This window comes from Lactobacillus sp. UMNPBX17 (assembly GCF_002553735.1).
GTDB classification, from domain to species: domain Bacteria; phylum Bacillota; class Bacilli; order Lactobacillales; family Lactobacillaceae; genus Lactobacillus; species Lactobacillus gallinarum.
Genome location: NZ_PCYT01000084.1, coordinates 1 through 4,738, shown reverse-complemented (window position 1 = coordinate 4,738; position 4,738 = coordinate 1). Strand labels below are relative to the sequence as shown.

The 4,738-nt window shown below is 29.9% G+C and carries 4 protein-coding genes and 1 pseudogene; 1 reads left to right on the top strand and 4 read right to left on the bottom strand.

Features of this window, described 5'->3' with window-relative positions:
- Positions 1 to 112: pseudogene (locus CP368_RS09155) on the top strand (IS30 family transposase); the annotation flags it as partial.
- Between the two features lie 34 nt (positions 113 to 146).
- Here CP368_RS09155 and CP368_RS09150 read toward each other — a convergent pair.
- The 4 genes from CP368_RS09150 to CP368_RS09135 form a co-directional block, all read right to left on the bottom strand.
- Positions 147 to 1,598: a flippase gene (locus CP368_RS09150; RefSeq protein ID WP_098046008.1), complete on the bottom strand. Its 1,452-nt coding sequence runs from the start codon at positions 1,596 to 1,598 to the stop codon at positions 147 to 149.
- A gap of 53 nt (positions 1,599 to 1,651) precedes the next feature.
- Positions 1,652 to 2,899 (bottom strand): nucleotide sugar dehydrogenase, encoded by a 1,248-nt coding sequence (locus CP368_RS09145; RefSeq protein WP_098046007.1) that lies wholly within the window; start codon positions 2,897 to 2,899, stop codon positions 1,652 to 1,654.
- 1 nt (position 2,900) lies between these two features.
- Positions 2,901 to 3,521: a serine O-acetyltransferase gene (locus CP368_RS10900; protein ID WP_098046006.1), complete on the bottom strand. Its 621-nt coding sequence runs from the start codon at positions 3,519 to 3,521 to the stop codon at positions 2,901 to 2,903.
- Positions 3,522 to 3,532: 11 nt separating this feature from the next.
- Positions 3,533 to 4,738, bottom strand: a 1,206-nt coding sequence (locus CP368_RS09135; RefSeq protein WP_098046005.1) for an O-antigen ligase family protein, incomplete at its 5' end; no start/stop codon positions are given.

The window sequence follows — 4,738 nt, the reverse complement described above, 5'->3', positions numbered from 1 at the left end:
AATCATTGACATTGAAACTTGGTGCAATTCATTGCCAAGAAAGATCTTGGCTTATCATACACCAGATGAAATCTTTGAAAGAGAATTAGATCGCATCTATCAAACAGCCTAAACAAAAGTGTTCAAGTTATTATTGCAATTTACGACTATAATCTTTCTTTAATTTTGATTAATAAATCTAGTGCTATTTCATCATTCAATGCTACCAAAATCGCTCCATAGATACTTGTAGAAAGTATAATAGATAAAATAGTTCGTACAATTAAAGAAGAAATTCCTATCTTTAACAGTGCACAAACAACTATAATCCCAATGCATCCTATAATCGAATCTAAAATACTTCTCAAGGTCTTTTTTGAACGTAAAATTGGACTAACATAATCTTTTGCTGACCAACCATTTAACGCCATTACCATAAATTCTGCTATAACAGTACTCAATGCTGTTCCATTATAAGACCATAATGGAATAAATATAAAGTTCAATCCCACATTAACTAGTCCTGTAATTATTGTATTTCTAAGAGTTTTGGACTCTCGTTTAACTGGAATAAGCACACATTGATTAAAAATCATACTAAAATTGGAAAATACTAATGCCCAAATAATAATTTGCAAAGATAAAATACCAGGTAGATATTTACTACCTGCAATTATCAGTATTACTTCCTTACTTAGCATAACTAGTCCAACTGCAGCAGGAAGTCCAAGAACAGCTAGAGTATTAATCACTTCTTGCAAAACATGAGTATATTCGTTAATTTTTCTTTTACCTATTAACATTGCTAATCGAGGAATTGTTACTACTAATAATCCAGAAATCAGACCACTTACCATAGTGTAAATTTTAACGGACACCCCATATATTCCTACCGAATAATCATCCTTTAATAATCCAAGAATCGTAGTATCTGAAGATACATAAAGCGTTGTCGCAACCGAAGAAGCAAATATAATCAAAACAGGTTTTAAATGATATTTCCAATTAGTTTTTTTAACCAAATGAATATTACAAAAATTCTTTGCATGAATATAGTTTAATACATTTGATCCTACACCTGCTAAGACTGTGATTCCCGCATAAACTAAATAATCATTCTGAGTACGGACCAGCAAGAACAAAAGACCTATCGAAATAATTTTAAATATTATACTTCTTACAGTTATATATTGATAATCTTCATAAATTGTGTAAATCCATTCCGTACCTATTGTTGTAAAAAATATTTGTAATCCAAAAATCAAAATACAGGAAACATAATTATTCAAATTTTTGAAAATTATCAAACTTCCTATTAGTAATATATATGCAATTACCGTAGATATTACATTAATAGTAAAAACTTGACTAGCAAAACTGTTAATCTTTTTTTTATCATCCCTATATTTTGCTCCTTCTCGAACAGCATATGTTGCTATACCTAAGCCAGCAATTAAAATAAAATAACCAACATAAGTGCTAGAAAAGTTATAAATTCCCATTCCATTTACCGATAATATCCTCGACACATACGGGAATGTAATCAGTGGAAAAATCATATTTAATGCACTACGAAATCCATTTAAAAGAGCATTTACCCCTAAAGATTTTTCTTTCATGAACCTTACCTTTACCAAAAATAAGCTTCATATTATCATGAAGCTTATTTTACTTAATCTTTTCTAAAAATATCTCTTGTATAAACTTTATCTTTTACGTCATCAAGAATTGAATTATATCTATTAGCTATAATTGCATCAGAACTATTCTTAAACTTATCAAGATCATTTACAACTTCACTACCAAAGAAAGTTGTGCCATCTTTCAAAGTTGGTTCATAAATAATTACCTTAGCACCCTTAGCCTTAACACGCTTCATGACACCTTGAACTGAACTTTGACGGAAGTTGTCACTATTAGATTTCATAGTTAAGCGATAAACACCAACAGTGACTTGCTTTTCTTCCTTAGGATCGTAAGTATTCTTATCATTATAATCATAGTAACCCGCCTTACGCAATACTTGATCAGCAATAAAGTCCTTACGAGTATCATTTGATTTAACTATAGCTTCAATCAAGTTTTCAGGAACATCTTTGTAGTTTGCAAGTAATTGCTTGGTATCCTTAGGAAGACAGTAACCACCATAACCAAATGATGGATTATTGTAGTGGGAACCAATACGAGGATCTAATCCAACACCGTCAATTATTTCCTGTGTATCTAACCCCTTACTTTCAGCATAAGTATCTAATTCATTAAAGTAACTTACACGAAGAGCTAAGTATGTATTAGCAAATAATTTAACAGCCTCTGCTTCAGTAAAGCCCATGAATAAGGTTAGCACATCTTTATCTTCAGCACCTTGTTGAAGCAAAGAAGCAAATGTATGAGCAGCATTTACTAGTTTATCATCGTTTTTATCGGTTCCCACCACAATACGAGATGGATGTAAATTATCATAAAGTGCATGTCCTTCACGTAAAAATTCAGGGCTAAAGATAATATTATCGGAACCCATTTCTTTACGAATATGATTAGTATAACCAACTGGAATAGTAGACTTAATAATCATAATAGCATTTGGGTTATATTGCTTTACAAGCTTAATTACAGTTTCAACAGCAGATGTATCAAAGAAATTCTTTTCACTATCATAATTAGTTGGCGTTGCAATAATTACAAAATCCGCATCTTTATAAGCTGATTCTGCATCTAAAGTAGCTTTTAAATTTAAATCTTTATTAGCTAAAAAATCTTCAATTTCTTTATCTACAATTGGAGATTTATGATGATTAATTAAATCAACTTTTTCAGGAACTATATCCACAGCAGTAACTTTGTTATGCTGTGATAACAAAGTTGCTAAACTTAAACCAACATATCCTGTTCCTGCTACTGCAATTTTATAATTTTTCATTTTAACATCCTTCTTTTTTATAGTTTACATCTGCACCATATATAATTAATCCTTCTGAGCCTTTATGATTAATTATTTTAGCTGGAACTCCCCCAACGGTGACATTATCAGGTACATCTTTATTAACAACAGCGTTAGCACCAATAGCAACATTATTTCCAATGTTTATTTTTCCAAATAGTTTTGCTCCTGGTCCAATATATACATTATCACCAATTATTGGAGCATTATCAGGAGTCCAATTTTCATCAAATCTTGAATAATTTCCAATATTTACTCCAGCATGAATTCGCGCATTTGCACCTATCTTGCAATTACCATTTATCACTATAGTTCCATTATGACAAAGACATAAACCAGGGCCAAAAATATTCGGCTCTATAGAAAAGCCTAATTTAGCACCTAACCGTTGAAATCTTAAGCTAAGTAATTTACTTCTCATCTTTTTCCCTGTATTTATACAGTATTCTAACTCTCGAAGTAAGTACTGGTACTTCCATATTTTAGGGATGAATAATGACGTCAACTTCATTTTTAAACTTATCTGTTTTATGCCCTGAGACTTTAAATCAGCTAATATAAAATCATTTTTATCTTTTTTTGAATTAATAACTTTATTCATATTTATTTTCCTTATTTATCATAATCATTAGTATCTAACGCTCTTGAATTAGGAACCCAGACAGCCATTAAGGAGAAGAAAAAAAACATTATAAAAGTATTAACAAAAATAGTAGTAATAAATAGATAAACTAATACTACAGTAAAATATACTCGATCGGATTCTTTTGACTTTATCCCTATATATATCGATCTTATAATACTAATTATGTATAAAATCGTAATGTATAATCCAGTTTCTCCAAGAATTTTTCCAAAGGAATTACTATAACCAAATTTTCCCACAAATAATCTATCTTCTGCTGGAAGTGAATTAGCCATATTTAATCCTACACCCAATATGGGATGTCTAGACCATGCTTTAAAAGCATTTACATAATCTTGTCCACGACTTACCCCAGAACTAGACATCATTTTCTGGCTAAAGAAATGATTTATTAAAATTACTCCGATGATCAAAATGATTGGAGTTATTATTTTCTTAAAAATAAATACGTACTTATTTCTATAATTACCTGTTAACATTTTACATAGTATAAGTAATACCAAACAAATATAACCTGTTGATGATAGTGTACTAATTACAGCCAATGCTAAAATTAGTATTCTAAATTTATAAAATTTTCCCTTTTTTATTAATAAGCTCTCTATAGTTAAAGCAAGAGAAAAGTTTAAAGATGCCATAGGAGCTTCAGCAAAAATTGCAGAGTTTCTCCACATTGCACCCATACCTTGTGTTTCAAAATATAATCCATAGTATGAAGATACACTTTGAAAAGTTGGTTGAGCCCATTTTGATAAATAAACTCCATTAGGTTGAATTAAATGTAAGTTTGATCCCAAAATCCAAAAAAGAAGAGAAACTACTGCAACTATAGTGATTAAATTAACATAAGCAGTCAATAATAAAGGAAGGCTGTCATTTTTATATGCAAGATAAGCTAATGAAAAAAACAGCAAAAAAGTTAAGATCATTTTTATGGTAATTAAGTCGGTTGAAGTTTTTTGTTGAACAAGTACATATACTAATAGATACCCTAATAGCAGCAATATGATAAAAAGGTATTTTCTCAAATCTATATTTTCCACTTTATGGATAGCTACTATAATAAGCACTTCAAAGAATGATAATATTAGTAAAATATTATTTAAGCGACTTCCATATATACCAGTCCCATAAATAGAATTACAATTAATTATCATTCCAAAAGCTAATGC